The organism is Pseudomonas sp. H2_A10 (genome assembly GCF_054680085.1).
Genome location: NZ_CP162821.1, coordinates 1,638,992 through 1,655,779, shown reverse-complemented (window position 1 = coordinate 1,655,779; position 16,788 = coordinate 1,638,992). Strand labels below are relative to the sequence as shown.

The following is a 16,788-nucleotide window of genomic DNA, read 5'->3' as shown; positions in this document are numbered from 1 at the left end:
CTGACATGCGCCGTTTGATCGCACCCGGCTGGCCCGGTAACTTGCTGGCCGTGGTGGCCGGCGCCATCACCACCCTGGCGCTGGCGCCGTTCGATCTGTGGCCGTTTGCACTGGTGGCGGCGGGATTGTTCTACGTGGGCTTGCGGGAACTCACCCCGCGTCAGGCGCTTGGCCGTGGCTGGTGTTTCGGTTTCGGCCTGTTTGGCGCCGGCACCAGTTGGATCTACTACAGCATTCACCACTTCGGTGGCGCTTCGGTGCTGCTGGCTGGCTTTTTGATGCTGTTGTTTACCGCCGCCATCGCCTGGTTCTTCGCCCTGCCAGCCTGGTTATGGGCACGCTGGTTACGTCGCAATGAAGCGCCGTTGGCGGATGCGCTGACGTTCGCCGCGTTATGGGTGGGCCAGGAAGCCTTTCGCGGTTGGTTCCTCACCGGTTTCCCGTGGTTGTATTCCGGTTACAGCCAACTCGATGGCCCGCTCACCGGCCTGGCGCCCGTGGGCGGCATGTGGCTGATTTCCTTTGCCCTGGCACTCACGGCCGCCTTGCTGTGCAACCTGCCGCGCCTGCTGGCCGCCAAGCGCAATGCTTTTATCGGTGCGGGCCTGGTGCTGTTGGTTGCGCCGTGGGCTATCGGCTTGGCCCTCAAGCATCACGCCTGGACCAGCCCTTCCGGCGCCCCACTCACCGTGGCGGCCATTCAGGGCAACGTCGAACAAAGCATGAAATGGGACCCGCAGCAGCTCAACGCGCAATTGGCCCTGTACCGCGACATGAGCTTCACGTCCAAGCCCGTCGACCTGCTGGTTTGGCCGGAAACCGCCGTGCCGGTGCTCAAGGAATCGGTAGAGGGCTACCTGGGCATGATGGGCAAGTTCGCCGCCGACCGGCATACCGCGCTGATCACCGGGGTACCCATTCGCCAGGAAGTGCATCATCAGAAGCGCTACTTCAACGGCATCACCGTGGTGGGTGAAGGCGACGGCACCTACTTGAAGCAGAAACTGGTGCCTTTCGGTGAGTACGTACCGCTGCAGGACATGCTGCGCGGGCTGATCGCCTTCTTCGATCTGCCGATGTCGGACTTCGCCCGCGGCCCCGCTGACCAGGCCATGTTGCAGGCCAAGGGCTATCAGATCGCGCCGTTCATTTGCTACGAAGTGGTGTACCCGGAATTCGCCGCCAGCCTCTCGACCCAGAGCGACCTGCTGCTGACCATCAGCAACGACACCTGGTTCGGCCGCTCGATCGGTCCGTTGCAACATTTGCAAATGGCGCAGATGCGCGCGCTGGAGGCCGGCCGCTGGATGATCCGCGCCACCAATAATGGCGTGACCGGGCTGATCAACCCGTTTGGGCAGATCACGGCGCAGATCCCGCAGTTCGAACGCGGCATCCTGTATGGCGAAGTAGTGCCGATGCACGACCTCACGCCGTACCTGCAATGGCGTTCGTGGCCGTTGATTATTGTGTGCCTGGTGCTGTTTGGCTGGGCGCTGCTGGCGGCCCGGATGGCCAAAACTGTCTGACTCAATGTGGGAGGGGGCAAACCCCCTCCCACATTTTTTGCATTTTAATCAGTAGGGTCAGCGATAGAACAACCGATAACCCACCTGCCCCACCGCCTCGTTGATCAACTGCCCGCTCTGCCACACCGCCTTGAACTCCGGCATCCAGCCGCCCAGCGGCCGGGCGTTGTCCACGCCCAGGAACCCCACAGGCGCCGGCACCACGGTGAGGCCAGCCTTTTCAAAACTCCAAACCGCCCGCGACATGTGCCAGGCCTGAGACACAACCACCACGCGCTTGACGCCCGCCGGCAATAGGATTTCAGCGCTCATCTGCGCGTTTTCCCAGGTGGTGCGGCTGCGCTCTTCCTTCCAGCGCACGCTCACGCCGAAATCGTCCTGCATCGACACCGCCATCAACTGCGCCTCGCTGGGCGGCGTACCGTAATGCAAGCCGCCTGTGGTGAGCACCGGCAACCCGGAGGCCTTGGCCAGTCGCGCGGCATAGCGCTGGCGCTCCAGGCCGACACCGGTAGGCTGGTCGCTGCCCCACGCCGGGTCCCCACGCTCGCGCCCCGACCCCAGCACCACAATGGCGTCGGCACGCTGCGCCAGTGTCGCCCACTGCTCGGGCGCCAATGGCGGCTCGGTCTCCAGGGCACGCGCGCCCCACTCCACCATCACCGGCAAACTGACCAACCACATGCCGCCCAGGCCCAAGGCGAAGCAACAGCCCGCCAACCGTGGGCGACTGCGGCGAAACCACCAGGCAAACGCCAGCAGCAGCAAAAGAATGCCGGGCGGCAGGAGCAGTTGTTTGATGAAGTAACGAATAGGCATCGGGCATCTCCAAAGATGCCCGAAGCCTAAGGTGTAACGGGGTTTAGCGACAATCTTTACAGTGACATACACGCGGGTGCGGCTGCGCGGGGAGTGAATTACTTGTAGCGGGCGGACCGGAGTGTTTCCGGGCCACGGCCGGCCGGCAAGTCCTTGAGCCACACCACCTTGGCAGAGTGCGTGGGCTCTTTGGCTGGCGGGGTTGCCACCCAGGGAGGCGCACTGCGCTTGTTGCGTTCCAGATAAGCCTTGATCAACTCCAGCTCCGCGCGGCTCAACCCGCGCAGTTCCAACGCCACAGGCCGCTCATCACGCAATCGGCCCGCAGTCCTCGCTGCATCCAATGCACGACCCAATCGGTCGATCAATCCTTCGTAGATTTCCGGTTTCGTTGCGGTTCGCTGCGATTCAACCATCCCCTCACCTCATTGAAGAAAGACTTGCTCCCCAATAAACAGCGTAGTCCCCGTGGCTGCGCCTGCCTGGCGCCGCGACAGACGGCCTCGACCGCGCAATCAGGGTTTCCCTCGATAGAGTGGGGTCATGTATGCTACGGCGCTTCCTGTAACTCCACTTCCCGCAAGGTTTGGGCACGGACGCGCCGCTTTTTGGTGTCGATCTACCTGGACAATGCTCCGAAGAGGATTAGGCCACCCCTATTCAGTTCAAAAGTAGCCATGCACGAACAATATCAGCCCCGTGAAATAGAAAATGCCGCCCAAACCTTCTGGGACGAGCAAAAGTCCTTTGAAGTCAGTGAACAGCCGGGCAAGGAGACTTACTACTGCCTATCGATGTTCCCTTACCCCAGCGGCAAGCTACACATGGGGCACGTGCGCAACTACACCATCGGTGACGTGATTTCCCGTTACCAGCGCATGCAAGGCAAGAATGTCCTGCAACCCATGGGTTGGGACGCCTTCGGCATGCCGGCGGAAAACGCCGCGATGAAAAACAACGTAGCTCCCGCCAAGTGGACCTACGAGAACATCGCCTACATGAAGACCCAACTGCGCAGCCTGGGCCTGGCGGTGGACTGGTCCCGCGAAGTGACCACCTGCAAGCCGGACTACTACCGCTGGGAGCAATGGCTGTTCACACGCCTGTTCGAAAAAGGCGTGATCTATCGCAAGAACGGCACCGTGAACTGGGACCCGGTCGACCAGACCGTACTGGCCAACGAACAGGTGATCGACGGTCGCGGCTGGCGTTCCGGCGCGGTGATCGAAAAGCGCCAGATCCCCATGTACTACTTCAAGATCACCGCCTACGCCGATGAGCTCTTGTCGGGCCTCGATGACCTGCCGGGCTGGCCTGAACAGGTCAAGACCATGCAGCGCAACTGGATCGGCAAATCCAAGGGCATGGAAGTACAGTTCCCGTACAACGTCGACTCGATCGGCGAGGCCGGTGCCCTCAAGGTCTTCACCACCCGCCCGGATACCCTGATGGGCGCGACCTACGTCGCCGTGGCCGCCGAACACCCGCTGGCCACCCAAGCCGCACAGAACAACCCTGAGCTTGCCGCGTTCATCGCCGAATGCAAAGGCGGCAGCGTGGCCGAAGCCGACGTCGCCACCCAAGCGAAAAAAGGCCTGCCGACCGGGCTGTTCGTCGAGCACCCATTGACGGCGGAGAAACTGCCGGTATGGGTCGCCAACTACGTGCTGATGCACTACGGCGATGGCGCCGTCATGGCCGTACCGGCCCACGACGAGCGCGACTTCGAATTCGCCACCCAGTACAACCTGCCGATCAAATCGGTAGTGCGTACCAGCTCGGGCAACACCAACCCGGCCCCGTGGCAGGACGCCTACGGCGAGCACGGCACTTTGATCAACTCCGGCGAGTTCGACGGCCTGGACTTCCAAGGTGCCTTCGACGCCATCGAAGTGGCGCTGATCAAGAAAAACCTCGGTGCCTCGCGCACCCAGTTCCGCCTGCGCGACTGGGGTATCAGCCGCCAACGCTACTGGGGCTGCCCGATCCCGATCATCCACTGCGACACCTGCGGCGACGTGCCGGTACCGGAAGACCAACTGCCGGTCGTGCTGCCGGAAGACGTGGTGCCGGACGGCGCCGGTTCGCCACTGGCGCGCATGCCTGAGTTCTACGAGTGCAGTTGCCCGAAATGCGGCGCGCCGGCCAAGCGTGAAACCGACACGATGGACACCTTCGTCGAGTCGTCGTGGTACTACGCGCGCTACGCCTCGCCGCACTACGAGGGCGGCCTGGTCGAGAAATCCGCGGCCGACCATTGGCTGCCGGTGGATCAGTACATCGGCGGTATCGAACACGCCATCCTCCACCTGCTGTACGCGCGCTTCTTCCACAAGCTGATGCGTGACGAAGGCCTGGTGACCTCCAACGAACCGTTCAAGAACCTGCTGACCCAGGGCATGGTGATCGCCGAGACTTACTATCGCCGCGAAGCCAATGGCGCCTACACCTGGTTCAACCCGGCGGATGTCCAACTTGAGCGCGACAGCAAAGCCAAGGTCATCAGCGCCAAGCTGATCGCCGACGGCCTGCCGGTGGAAATCGGCGGCACCGAGAAGATGGCCAAGTCGAAGAACAACGGCGTCGATCCGCAGTCGATGATCGATCAGTTCGGTGCCGACACTTGCCGCCTGTTCATGATGTTCGCCTCGCCGCCCGACATGAGCGCCGAATGGTCCGACTCCGGCGTCGAAGGTTCGCACCGTTTCCTCAAGCGCGTCTGGCGCCTGGCGCACGCCCATGTCAGCCAGGGCCTGCCGGCCAAGCTGGACGTGGCGGCCCTGAACGACGAGCAGAAAGCCATTCGCCGCAGCACTCACCTGGCCATCAAGCAAGCCAGCCAGGACGTGGGCCAGAACCACAAGTTCAACACCGCCATCGCCCAGGTGATGACCCTGATGAACGTGCTGGAAAAAGCCCCGCAGGTCACCGAACAAGACCGCGCACTGGTACAGGAAGGCCTGGAAACAGTCACCCTGCTACTGGCGCCGATCACGCCGCACATCAGTCACGAACTGTGGAACCGCCTGGGCCACAGCGACGCGGTCATCGATGCGCGCTGGCCGGTACAGGATGACAGCGCCCTGGTACAGGACACGCTGCAACTGGTTATCCAGGTCAACGGTAAACTGCGTGGCCATATCGACATGCCGGCCAGCGCCAGCCGCGAAGAAGTCGAAGCGGCCGCACGCTGCAACGAGAACGTGCTGCGCTTCACCGAAGGCCTGACGATCCGCAAAGTGATCGTGGTGCCTGGCAAACTGGTCAATATCGTCGCTAGCTAATCGGATCGGGCGCAGGGCTTGAGCCCTGCGCCGAACAAAGCCTTCAGGGCCTCGATAAGGCCCACATGGTTTCAAGGGGAGCAACAAAATGATCAAACGCAACCTGCTGGTTATGGGCCTGGCCGTACTGCTGAGCGCTTGCGGCTTCCAGCTGCGCGGCACCGGCACTACCGACCTGACGATCAAGGAACTGGACGTCAGCGCCCGCGACGCCTACAGCGAGACTGTCACCCAATTGCGCCAGGTCCTAAAAAGCAGCGGCGTGCACGTCTACACCGGCGCGACCTACAAGCTGTTCCTGGCCAACGAGAAAGAAACCCAGCGTAACCTGAGCTACGCCAGCGCGGGGCGTGCGTCCGATGTCGAAGTGAGCACCGAACTGAACTTCGAGATCCAGGGCCGCGACCATCAGCCATTGATGGGTGACAAGATCCAGATACAAAAAATCGTCAGCCACGACGGTAACAACCTGGTGGGTTCGGATTCCGAAGTCACCCAGGTTCGCAAGGAAATGCGTCGCGAGCTGGTGCAACGCCTGGTCCTGCGCCTGTCGATGCTGACCCCGGAACAACTCGAAACCTTGCAGCAAGCGGCTGACAACAAGGCCAAGGCTGATGCCGACGCGTTGAAGGCCGCCAAAGAGTACGAAGACAACACGCCGAAACAATCGCCTGTTGAAGTCCCTGTCGAGTAAGCCAGACGGGGCGCCACAGGCGCCCCGTTCGCCCTGCCTATGAAACTCGCACCCGCCCAACTCGCCAAACACCTGCAAGGTGGCCTTGCGCCCGTCTACATTGTCAGCGGAGATGACCCGCTGCTGTGCCAGGAAGCCGCGGACGCCATCCGCCTTGCCACCCGCCAACAAGGCTTTGATGAACGCCAGGTGTTCAGCGCCGACGCCAGTTTCGACTGGGGCACGCTGCTGCAAGCCGGCGCGAGCATGTCGCTGTTTGCCGAAAAGCGCCTGCTGGAACTGCGCCTGCCTTCGGGCAAGCCCGGTGACAAAGGCGCGGCGGCCTTGATGGAATACTGCGCACGCCCCGCGGACGACACAGTGCTGCTGATCAGCCTGCCCAAGCTCGACGGCAGCGCGCAGAAAACCAAGTGGGGCAAGGCCCTGGTGGAAGGGACACAGACCCAGTTCATCCAGATCTGGCCGGTGGACAGCAATCAGTTACCGCAATGGATTCGCCAGCGCCTGTCGCAATCGGGGCTGTCCGCGACTCAAGACGCGGTCGAGCTGATCGCGGCCCGGGTCGAAGGCAACCTGCTTGCCGCCGCCCAGGAAATCGAAAAGCTCAAGCTGATGGCCGAAGATGGGCAGATTACTGTCGAAACCGTCCAGGGCGCCGTGGCAGACAGTGCGCGTTTTGACGTGTTCGGGTTGGTGGATGCGATCCTTAACGGCGAACCCGCGCATGCCCTGCGCATGCTCGAAGGCCTGCGCGGCGAAGGCGTGGAGCCACCGGTGATTCTCTGGGCCTTGGCGCGCGAGTTACGGGTGCTGGCCAATATTTCCCTGCAATACAGCCAGGGAACGCCGCTCGACAAGTGCTTCAGCCAGGCCAGGCCGCCGGTATGGGACAAGCGCAAACCCTTGATGAGCAAAGCCCTGCAACGGCACTCGGCGCAACGCTGGGCGCAGCTCTTGCTGGAGGCTCAGCGCATTGATGCGCAGATCAAGGGCCAGGCGGCCGGTTCGCCATGGATGAGCCTCAGCCGTTTGTCGCTGCTGATGGCCGGTCAGCGCCTGGCACTGCCTGCCGAGTAACCTCAAGACAACTGCCCCTTCTACATTTTTGATTGTGTTTACCATTCATGGGCTTTACAGCGACCTGACTTAGGCAGATTATTTGCGCCGTTCAAACCACCCCATGAGAGTAATCAGCATGAGCAAAAAGCCATCCAAGCATGGCCCCAACAAGGCCAAATCCATCATCGCCCAGCCACTGTTCCGCAGCCGTCAGGAACGCGCCGGCAAGGGCAAAGGCAGCTACCGCCGCGAAGCCTTCCAGTCTAATAGCTGGGAGGCTTCTTACTTTCTGGCTGCCTGAAGGCAAGCGCCCCTCTGGCATGATAAGGTCTGTACCTGATTTGTAATCCCTGGACCTGTGCATGCCCTCTAGTCTTTCTCGTCGTTGGCACCTTCGCCAACTGATCGCTGCCTCCAGCCTCATTCTGCTTGTCGCCTGCGCCGAAAAACCCACCGCCGCCGACGCCCAACCACTCCCCAAGCTCCAGGCCGCCCCGGTGGTAGCACCCGCTGTCGTAGCCCCGCTGGCCGTGGACAATCTCGATATCCAACCGACCCAGACTTTCGCCGAATGGCAGGCAGGCTTTCGCGTGGATGCGCTGAAAGCCGGGATTACCCCAGCCGTCTTCGATAACGCCTTCGCCAACGTCACCCCGGACATGGCGGTGATTCGTGCCGACCGCAGCCAACCGGAATTTTCCCGCCCTGTGTGGCAATACCTCGACGGCGCCCTGTCACCAGTGCGTGTGCGTAACGGCCAGGCACTGCTGATCAAGTACGCCGACATCCTGCAAAGCATCGAGCAACGTTATGGCGTGGACCGCCAGGCGCTGGTGTCGGTATGGGGCATGGAGAGCAACTTCGGTCAGTTCCAGGGCAATAACTCAGTGATCCGATCACTGGCGACCCTGGCCTATGAAGGCCGTCGCCCGGCATTTGCCCAGGCGCAACTGCTGGCGGCGCTGCAGATCATCCAGCACGGCGACATCCAGGCCGACCAGATGAAAGGCTCCTGGGCCGGTGCGATGGGCCAGACGCAATTTATCCCGACCACTTACAACACCCACGCCGTGGATTTCGACGGCGACGGCCGCCGCGACATCTGGAACAGCCCAGCCGACGCCCTCGCGTCTACCGCGCACTACCTGCAAAGCTCCGGCTGGCAGAAAGGCCAGCCGTGGGGCTTCGAGGTGCAACAACTGCCAGCGAACTTCGATTACGCACTGGCCGACGGTGGCGTGCGCAAAAGCGTAGCCGAATGGCTGAAACTGGGCATCCAGTTGCCAGCCGGGGCCAGCCTGCCGCCCAACGTCGACCAACTGTCGGCCGCCCTGCTGCTGCCTGCGGGCTACCGTGGCCCGGCCTTCCTGGTATTGGATAACTTCCGGGCAATCCTCAAGTACAACAACTCGTCGTCCTACGCGCTGGCCGTTGGCCTGCTGTCGGAGCGGTTTGGTGGCGGTGGTGTGATTCGCGGCGATTGGCCCAAGGATGAGCTGCCGCTGAGCCGCTCCCAGCGTATCGATTTGCAAACGGCGCTCAGCGCCAACGGCTACGACGCGGGTAACCCGGACGGGATTATCGGCGCCAATACGCGTAAGGCGATTCGTGCGGCGCAGCAGGCACTGGGCTGGCCGGCGGACGGGTATCCAACGGTGAAATTGCTGGAGTCGTTGCAGGGCCGATAGATTGGCTTATGACGCCTACTGCTATCGGGAGCAAGCCCCCTCCCACATTGACCGCATCCACAGTGCGCGCGTCCATGTGGCAGGGGGCTTGCCCCCGATGCGGTTCAGCAGTCAGCAACCGATTCAGGACCTCACGACCACGTCCTGCTCCAACACCACCCGCTGCTCCCCCGCATCCAACCGCACCTGCGCGCCCAGCGGCAACGTCAGGTTCGGATCACAATGCCCGCTGCGCCAGCCGGACAACACCGGAATGCGCAGCGGCGCGAAGGTCTGTTTCAGCAGCCGCTGCAACGCGGCGTTATCCACACCGGCAACATCGCCCACCAGCACACCGGCGATCTGAGCGAACTTGCCCGACAGGCGCAGATGCGTCAGCAAGCGGTCGATGCGGTAGATCGGCTCGTTAACGTCTTCGATAAACAGAATGATGCCTTCAGCGTCGATTTCGTAAGGCGTGCCCATGACGGCCGCAATCATCGACAAGTTGCCACCCAGCAAGCGCCCACAGGCGATGCCCGGCTCAAGGGTGGTCAACGGGTAGGCAACCGGGTGCGCGAGCACACTACCGGCGCCAAGGTCACCGCGTAGCAGGCTGAACAGGGATGACTCGGTGGGGGGCTGTTTGTTGCCCAGCAGATCGGCATTAAGCATCGGGCCGTGAAAGGTCACGAACCCGGCGTAGCGGTTGATCGCCAGGTGCAAGGCGGTGATGTCGCTGTAGCCCACCAATGGTTTGGGGTTGGCGCGCAGCAGGTCGAAATCCAACGCGTCGAGCAGCCGTGGCGTGCCGTAGCCACCACGCAGGCAGAAGATCGCATCGATATCGGGATTGGCGAAAGCGGCATGCAGGTCGCGCAGGCGCACTGCATCGCTGCCGGCAAGATACCCGTCGCGCTCGTAGACGCCAGGAAAGATATGCAGGTCGTAGCCGCGGGCGCGCATCCATTGCCCGGCCTTTTCAACGTCCAGCGCGGCGGGGCCGGCGGGCGCGATCAGTGCGATGGTGCCTTCAGCACGAAGGGCTGGAACGGCGGCGGTCATACACAACTCTCCCTAATTAACGCGCAACGAAATGTGGGAGGGGGCTTGTTCCCGATAGCGGTGTATCAGTGACAGATAAGTGCCTGACACCCTGCTATCGGGGGCAAGCCCCTCCCACATTGGATCTGCGGTGTGGCACAGATTTTTTACGAAACCAGGCTCGCCTTGACCAGCTTGGCCTGTTCGTCGGCGTGGTACGAAGAACGCACCAGCGGGCCAGAAGCGACGTTCTTGAAGCCCATCTTGTAGCCTTCCTCGGCGAACCAGGCGAAGGTGTCCGGGTGCACGAAACGCTGCACCGGCAAGTGGCTGCGCGACGGTTGCAGGTACTGGCCCAGGGTCAGCATATCGATGTCGTGCTCGCGCATGCGCTTCATGACTTCGATGACTTCTTCGTCGGTTTCGCCCAGGCCCAGCATCAGCCCGGACTTGGTTGGGATGTGCGGCATCATCTGCTTGAATTTCTGCAGCAGGGTCAGCGACCACTGGTAGTCCGAACCCGGACGCGCGGCCTTGTACAGGCGCGGCACGGTTTCCAGGTTGTGGTTGAACACGTCCGGTGGCTCGGCGGCGGTGATTTCCAGCGCCACGTCCATACGGCCACGGTAGTCCGGGACCAGGGTTTCGAGCATCACGTTCGGCGACAGTTTGCGGATTTCGCGGATGCAGTCGGCAAAGTGCTGGGCACCGCCGTCGCGCAAGTCATCGCGGTCTACCGAGGTGATCACCACGTATTTGAGTTTGAGGTCGGCGATGGCGATGGCCAGGCTTTCTGGCTCGTTGACGTCCAGTGGCTTCGGCCGGCCGTGGCCGACATCACAGAACGGGCAACGACGCGTGCAGATATCACCCATGATCATGAAGGTCGCGGTGCCGCCGGAGAAGCACTCGCCGAGGTTCGGGCAGGACGCCTCTTCGCACACGCTGTGCAGCTTGTGTTTGCGCAGCAGCGCCTTGATACGGTCGACTTCCGGCGAAACCGGGATGCGCACGCGGATCCAGTCGGGTTTCTTCGGCAGTTCGGTGGTCGGAATGATCTTCACCGGGATGCGTGCAACCTTCTCGGCGCCGCGCAGCTTGACGCCGGCTTCCACCTTGGCACGCGGGGCCGCAGCCGGACGCTCGGTGACGTCCAGCGTCGGGATCATGGTTTGCACTGCATCAGTAGTCATAGTCAGTCGATTCCGCCCGTAAGGGTCGTCTGCTCAGCATAGTCGAGGTGTTTGACGAGCTGCGCGCGCAGCCGGGCACTTACCTCGGCAAATTTAATCGGTGTCGCGTGGTCGCTCAACTGTGTCATCGCCAACCCGGCATAGCCACACGGGTTGATCCGCCGGAACGGCGCCAGGTCCATGTCCACATTCAGGGCCAGGCCGTGAAAGGAACAACCGTGACGAATGCGCAGCCCCAGGGAGGCGATTTTCGCGCCGTCGACGTACACACCCGGTGCATCCGGCTTGGCCATGGCGGTCACGCCGTAACTGGCCAGCAGTTCAATCAGGCAAGCCTCCATGCGGCTCACCAGTTCACGCACACCAAAGCCCAGTTTGCGCACATCCAGCAACAGATAAGCGACAAGCTGACCGGGGCCATGGTAAGTCACTTGGCCACCTCGGTCGACCTGCACCACCGGAATATCGCCCGGAAGCAGCAGATGCTCGGCCTTGCCGGCCTGCCCCTGGGTGAACACCGCAGGGTGCTCCACCAACCAGATTTCATCGGGGGCCGACGTGCCGCGTTCATTGGTGAAGCGCTGCATGGCGTGCCAGACCGGCTCGTAAGCCATCTGGCCGAGCTCGCGAAAGCCCAGGACCTGTGACATCAAAGCACCATGTGCACGAAGCCGGTGGCCCGCAGTTCGCTGTTGATGTCGTAGAGCTGGTCTTGACCGGTCGCAACGATGTGCAACTGGATCGTGGTGTATTTACCGGTCGAGCTGGATCGCTCATCCACACGGTTATCGTTGATCGTGGCGTGTTTACGCACGATGTCGAGAATCTGGTCTTTGCGGCCCACACCGGTGTCGCTGATCACCTTGATAGGGTAATCGGTTACCGGGAATTCGATCTTTGGCGCCTTTACTTCTTTATCGGTCATGGCGTAACGGCCTCGTAAGCGTAAGCCGTGGCGACGGGCAAAGCCCCGTGTCGGATCAACACGGGGCTCTGCAGTTGCACACTATCAGTTGAACAAGCCGTAGAAGAATAGACGGATGCTATCCCACACGCGGCGGAAGATACCACCTTCGTCGACGGCGTCCAGCGCGATCAGGTCGGCGCTGTGCACAACCTTGTCGTCCAGCTTGACTTCGACTTTACCGATCACGTCGCCCTTGGCGATTGGCGCAACCAATTGCGGGTTCATGGTCATGCTGGCAGCGAGCTTTTTCAGCTGGCCTTTAGGCATGGTCAGGGTCAGGTCTTCGGCCAGGCCGGCCTTGACTTGCGAGGTGGCGCCTTTCCACACCGGCGCGGTCGCAAGCTCTGCACCCTTCTGGTAGAAGGTCTGGGTTTCGAAGAAGCGGAAACCGTAGGTCAGCAGTTTTTGCGTCTCGGCCGCACGGGCCTGCTCGCTGTTGGTGCCGAAGACTACGGCGATCAGGCGTTGGCCATCACGCACGGCGGACGACACCATGCAGTAGCCGGCTTCGTCGGTGTGGCCGGTTTTCAGACCATCGACGGTCTTGTCGCGCCACAGCAGCAGGTTGCGGTTAGGCTGTTTGATGTTGTTCCAGAAGAACTCTTTCTGGGAGTAGATCGCGTAATGCACCGGGTCGACACGAATGATCGCGCGGGCCAGGATCGCCATGTCGTGAGCCGACGAATAATGCTCAGGGTTCGGCAGGCCGGTCGGGTTCATGAAGTGGCTGTTGGTCATGCCCAGGTCGGCCACGGTTTTGTTCATCATGTCGGCGAACGCGTCTTCGCTGCCGGCGATGTGCTCGGCCAGGGCGACGCTGGCATCGTTACCCGACTGGATGATGATGCCGTGCAGCAGGTCACTCACGGTGACTTGCGAACCCACCTTGATGAACATCCGCGAACCGCCGGTACGCCAGGCGTTTTCGCTGACGGTCACCGGGTCGTTTTCACCGATCTGGCCGCGACGGATTTCCAGGGTGGCGATGTAGGCGGTCATCAGCTTGGTCAGGCTGGCCGGTGGCAGACGCTGGTCACCGTTGCTCTCGACCAACACGTTGCCGCTGGCGGCATCCATGAGCACCCAGGCCTTGGCGGCCAGTTGCGGTGAAGCCGGCACCATTTCAACCGCCCAGGCGGCGGGGGTGATGATCAGCGAAAGAAGCAGGCACGTGCGTTTGGCTAAGGTGGTGATGTTCATCCGTCTCTCGAAATTGCTTATGGAAACTTGCCCTCGCGGGCAAAACTTATTCAGACAGCCCGCTACCAGACTGTCACGTGTTCGGTTGCCCGCTCTCCCCTTGCCTTCGGGTTTTTATTGTTCAAAGAGCCAACAACCAGGGTTCGGGCACGCGCACGCGCCCGCACCATCAATCTTTTTATTCGGCGGTCACTACACTGGGTTGCCCCAGGTTGGCCAGGCGCACACTGTTCTGTACCTGGGCGACTTCGCTCGGCGAGCCGATCGGCCCCATGCGCACGCGGTGCAGGGTCTGCTGGTTACGCACGATAGAGCTGATGAACACCGGGGCATTGACCATGCCGCTGAGCTTGGACCTTAACAGCTCTGCCGCATCCGGGTTGGCGAAAGCGCCGACCTGCAAGTACTGCCCACCCGCTGCCGAGGCACCCGGTGCCGCATGGGGCACAACCACCGTGTCCGGCGCGTGCTGCTGCGGTGGCGGCGTCCACTGCTCGATCTTGCCGGTCGACGCGGTCACCTGCGGCTGCGGGGTCTGCGGTTCGTTGAGCATCAACGGTGCCGGCTTGCCACGCTGGGCCCAATACTGCGCCGGGTCGATACCTTCGACCTTGACCCGCGCGGTACCGGTTTCGGCATAGCCGAGTTTCTTCGCGGCAGCGTAGGACAAGTCGATGATGCGGTCCGAATAGAACGGCCCGCGGTCGTTGACCCGCAGGATCACCGTGCGGTTGTTGTCCAGGTTGGTCACCCGTACATAGCTGGGCAGCGGCAGCGTCTTATGCGCCGCGCTCATGCCATACAGGTCATACACTTCACCGTTGGCGGTGTTCTGGCCATGGAACTTGGTGCCATACCAGGACGCCGTGCCCGATTGCACGTAGGTCTTGGAATCCTGCAACGGGAAATAGGACTTGCCCAACACCGTATAAGGGTTGGCCTTATAGGGGCCGGTGTGCAGGGTCGGGGTGGCATCCGGGATTTTCGACACGTCGACATCCCACCACGGCGCGCCGTCTTTGTGCGCGCGGTTGATGTCCAGGCCCGGCTGTGAACGCACTGCCGTGCCGCCGGACTTCTGCGTCGGCGCCCGGCTGGTGGAGCAACTGACGACCAGCAGGGACAACGCGGCGAACGCCACCAGCTTGAGCGGTTGATTGAACAGCGATGCCCGCATTACTTGTTGCCCCGTGCTTGGATAAGCATGTCTGACAGCTGATGCACCGCCATGGCGTACATCACACTGCGGTTATAACGCGTGATTGCGTAAAAATTCTTCAGGCCCATCCAGTATTCAGGGCCATTTTCGCCTTCCAGGCGGAACGCCGTGACCGGCATGTCATCGCGTGGCGCATTCTGACTCGACCAGCCCAGCGCCCGCAACTCCCCGACCGTCTTGGCCGGTTCGATACCCTGGGTCAGCCCTTCATCGGCGCGGTCCCCGGTCACCTCGGCGCGGATCACGACCGGCTCGCCGGCGACCCAACCGTGGCGCTTGAAGTAGCTGGCCACGCTGCCGATGGCGTCGTCAGGGTTGCTCCAGATATTGATATGGCCGTCGCCGTCAAAATCCACCGCATAGGCGCGAAAGCTGCTCGGCATGAACTGCGGCAAGCCCATCGCACCGGCGTAGGAACCCTTGAGGGTCAGTGGGTCGAGTTGCTCTTCGCGGGCCAACAGCAGGAACTCGCGCAGTTCCTTGCGAAAGAAGTCGGCGCGCGGCGGGTAGTCGAAGCCCAGGGTCGACAAGGCGTCGATCACCCGGTAACTGCCGGTATTGCGCCCGTAAAAGGTTTCGATGCCGATGATCGCGACAATCACCTGGGCTGGCACGCCATATTCCTGCTCGGCGCGGGCCAGCACGGCCTCATGCTGGCGCCAGAAGTCCACACCCCGGGCCACACGGGCGTCGGTGAGGAACATCGGGCGATATTCTTTCCACTGCTTCACGCGCTCGGCGGGACGGGAAATGGCATCCAGGATCGCCTGCTTTTTCTGGGCTTCGCGGAACACGCCCATCAGTTGTTCACCGGCGAAACCGTAGTCGCGGGTCATTTCACCGACAAATTCGGCGACCTGGGGTGAACCATCGTAGTCACCGGCCAGCGCCTCTTGCGTTGCGCCCAGCAGCCCAATCAGGCTCATCCAGGACGCATGCCGAGTCGCCCAGCCGCGCATTACTTGCATTGACATCTTCACCTTATTCAAACCTGCGCGATCCACTTGCGATGCGTGTGAATCGACATCAAAACCCCAAACGCTGACAGCAATGTCACCAGCGAAGTTCCGCCGTAGCTAATGAACGGCAACGGCACCCCAACCACCGGCAACAGGCCACTGACCATACCGATGTTGACGAAAACGTAAACAAAAAAAGTCATGGTCAGGCTGCCGGCGAGCAATTTTCCGAACAGCGTCTGCGCCTGGGCGGTAATGACCAGGCCCCGCCCGATCAGCAGCAAATAGATCAGCAACAACGCGCAAATGCCCACCAGGCCGAACTCTTCGCCCAGCACCGCAATAATGAAGTCGGTGTGGCTTTCGGGCAAAAAGTCCAAATGGGATTGGGTGCCCAGTAACCAGCCCTTACCAAATACTCCGCCAGAACCAATGGCGGCCTTGGATTGGATAATGTTCCAGCCGGTACCCAGCGGGTCGCTTTCCGGGTCGAGGAAGGTGAGGATCCGCTGCTTCTGGTAGTCGTGCATGAAAAAGAACCACATGGCCACCGCCACAGGTACCGCGGCGGCCAGCACGCTGAGGATCCAGCGCCAGCGCAGCCCGCCCATAAACAGTACGAACGCACCACCGGCCAGGATCAGCAGCGAGGTGCCGAGGTCCGGCTGACGCACAATCAGCACAAAGGGAACGCCGATCAGGATCAGGCTGATACCCACGTGCTTGAGCTGCGGCGGTAGTGTGCGCTTGGACAAATACCAGGCAATAGTGGCCGGCATCAGGATCTTCATGAATTCCGACGGCTGGAAGCGAATCACCCCTGGAATGTTGATCCAGCGGGTCGCCCCCATCGCGTTGTGGCCCATGACATCCACCACCACCAGCAGCAACACGCCGGCGACATACCCCAGCGGCACCCAACGCGCCATAAAGCGCGGCTCCAACTGGGCGATGACCACCATCGACAACAGGCCAAGGCCAAACGAGGACGCTTGCTTGATCAGCAGGTCCCAGTTTTTACCACTGGCCGAATACAGCACGAACAGGCTGCCGGCGGCCAGGGTCAGCAGCAGGATCAACAACGGGCCATCAATGTGCATGCGCTGCAGCAACGTCGCGCGGCGACGCATCACGTCTTCGCTGGAGAGGATGCG

Annotated in this window: 16 protein-coding genes; 6 read left to right on the top strand and 10 right to left on the bottom strand. The window is 61.8% G+C overall.

The window, feature by feature from the left end:
• The first annotated feature begins 5 nt into the window (after nt 1–5).
• Nucleotides 6–1,529: an apolipoprotein N-acyltransferase gene (gene lnt, locus AB4O23_RS07650; protein ID WP_460062774.1), complete on the top strand. Its 1,524-nt coding sequence runs from the start codon at nt 6–8 to the stop codon at nt 1,527–1,529.
• A 57-nt stretch (nt 1,530–1,586) separates the two neighbouring features.
• Here the strand turns inward: lnt and AB4O23_RS07645 are convergent, their stop codons facing one another.
• Nucleotides 1,587–2,348 (bottom strand): YdcF family protein, encoded by a 762-nt coding sequence (locus AB4O23_RS07645; RefSeq protein ID WP_065876737.1) that lies wholly within the window; start codon nt 2,346–2,348, stop codon nt 1,587–1,589.
• Nucleotides 2,349–2,446: 98 nt separating this feature from the next.
• On the bottom strand, nt 2,447–2,764 hold the full coding sequence (locus tag AB4O23_RS07640) for a hypothetical protein (protein WP_460062771.1): 318 nt from the start codon (nt 2,762–2,764) through the stop codon (nt 2,447–2,449).
• Between the two features lie 261 nt (nt 2,765–3,025).
• Between AB4O23_RS07640 and leuS the strand changes: the two genes are divergently transcribed.
• The 5 genes from leuS to AB4O23_RS07615 all read left to right on the top strand — a co-directional run bounded on the left by leuS (nt 3,026) and on the right by AB4O23_RS07615 (nt 9,073).
• On the top strand, nt 3,026–5,632 hold the full coding sequence (gene leuS / locus AB4O23_RS07635; protein WP_217855443.1) for a leucine--tRNA ligase: 2,607 nt from the start codon (nt 3,026–3,028) through the stop codon (nt 5,630–5,632).
• Nucleotides 5,633–5,720: 88 nt separating this feature from the next.
• Nucleotides 5,721–6,326, top strand: coding sequence for an LPS-assembly lipoprotein LptE (locus AB4O23_RS07630; protein WP_017528930.1), 606 nt, complete (start codon nt 5,721–5,723; stop codon nt 6,324–6,326).
• 39 nt (nt 6,327–6,365) lie between these two features.
• Entirely contained in the window at nt 6,366–7,403 is a 1,038-nt protein-coding gene (gene holA, locus AB4O23_RS07625) for a DNA polymerase III subunit delta (protein ID WP_017528931.1), read from the top strand.
• Nucleotides 7,404–7,521: 118 nt separating this feature from the next.
• A complete protein-coding gene (arfA, locus tag AB4O23_RS07620) occupies nt 7,522–7,686 on the top strand; it encodes an alternative ribosome rescue factor ArfA (RefSeq protein WP_003176285.1) in 165 nt (54 codons plus the stop codon).
• Between the two features lie 61 nt (nt 7,687–7,747).
• The gene (locus AB4O23_RS07615; protein ID WP_017528932.1) at nt 7,748–9,073 is read left to right on the top strand and encodes a lytic murein transglycosylase; all 1,326 of its coding nucleotides are present in this window, start codon (nt 7,748–7,750) and stop codon (nt 9,071–9,073) included.
• Between the two features lie 123 nt (nt 9,074–9,196).
• Here AB4O23_RS07615 and AB4O23_RS07610 read toward each other — a convergent pair whose 3' ends face one another.
• From AB4O23_RS07610 to rodA, 8 genes are all read right to left on the bottom strand, one after another.
• The gene (locus AB4O23_RS07610; RefSeq protein WP_017528933.1) at nt 9,197–10,117 is read right to left on the bottom strand and encodes a S66 peptidase family protein; all 921 of its coding nucleotides are present in this window, start codon (nt 10,115–10,117) and stop codon (nt 9,197–9,199) included.
• Between the two features lie 146 nt (nt 10,118–10,263).
• Nucleotides 10,264–11,265: a lipoyl synthase gene (lipA, locus tag AB4O23_RS07605; protein ID WP_161979900.1), complete on the bottom strand. Its 1,002-nt coding sequence runs from the start codon at nt 11,263–11,265 to the stop codon at nt 10,264–10,266.
• Between the two features lie 26 nt (nt 11,266–11,291).
• Nucleotides 11,292–11,939, bottom strand: coding sequence for a lipoyl(octanoyl) transferase LipB (lipB, locus tag AB4O23_RS07600; protein WP_017528935.1), 648 nt, complete (start codon nt 11,937–11,939; stop codon nt 11,292–11,294).
• Nucleotides 11,939–12,214: a DUF493 domain-containing protein gene (locus AB4O23_RS07595; RefSeq protein ID WP_017528936.1), complete on the bottom strand. Its 276-nt coding sequence runs from the start codon at nt 12,212–12,214 to the stop codon at nt 11,939–11,941. Before AB4O23_RS07595 ends, lipB begins: the two co-directional genes overlap by 1 nt.
• Nucleotides 12,215–12,298: 84 nt before the next feature.
• Nucleotides 12,299–13,456: a D-alanyl-D-alanine carboxypeptidase family protein gene (locus AB4O23_RS07590; RefSeq protein ID WP_017528937.1), complete on the bottom strand. Its 1,158-nt coding sequence runs from the start codon at nt 13,454–13,456 to the stop codon at nt 12,299–12,301.
• 178 nt (nt 13,457–13,634) lie between these two features.
• Nucleotides 13,635–14,633, bottom strand: a complete 999-nt coding sequence (locus tag AB4O23_RS07585) for a septal ring lytic transglycosylase RlpA family protein (RefSeq protein WP_017528938.1) — start codon at nt 14,631–14,633, stop codon at nt 13,635–13,637.
• On the bottom strand, nt 14,633–15,643 hold the full coding sequence (gene mltB / locus AB4O23_RS07580) for a lytic murein transglycosylase B (RefSeq protein WP_017528939.1): 1,011 nt from the start codon (nt 15,641–15,643) through the stop codon (nt 14,633–14,635). Before mltB ends, AB4O23_RS07585 begins: the two co-directional genes overlap by 1 nt.
• Before the next feature lie 17 nt (nt 15,644–15,660).
• Nucleotides 15,661–16,764 carry a rod shape-determining protein RodA gene (rodA, locus tag AB4O23_RS07575; protein ID WP_050554003.1) on the bottom strand — a complete coding sequence of 368 codons (1,104 nt, stop codon included), beginning with the start codon at nt 16,762–16,764 and terminating at the stop codon, nt 15,661–15,663.
• Nucleotides 16,765–16,788 lie beyond the last annotated feature (24 nt).